The following is a 296-nucleotide window of genomic DNA, read 5'->3' as shown; positions in this document are numbered from 1 at the left end:
TGCTGGCCGATCACGGGAATATGTCGTCCGCGACGTTGATGTTCGTGCTCGAACGGCTGCTCGCCGGACTCGATCGGGTCGACACCGTCGAGCGTCGGGGACGGCTGGTCGAGATCCTTGGCACGACGATCAAGGTCACCGGCATCGCCGCGCGGATCGGTGCACAGTGCGAGATCGTCGAACCGTTGACCGGACAGGTCGTTGCGGCGGAAGTGATCGGCATCGCCGGCGATGCCGCGATCCTGACGCCGCTGTCGGACGTACGCGGCCTGCCGCCGGATGCCGAGGTGCTGGTT

The 296-nt window shown here is 66.6% G+C and carries 1 pseudogene; it reads left to right on the top strand.

The window, feature by feature from the left end:
- Window positions 1–20: 20 nt before the first annotated feature.
- Window positions 21–296: pseudogene (locus tag AC0IYH_RS30845) on the top strand (hypothetical protein); the annotation flags it as partial.

Source organism: Pseudomonas sp. AC463, assembly GCF_979253585.1.
Note: the sequence above shows the minus strand (reverse complement) of the source record. Positions and strands in the feature narration are given on the sequence as shown.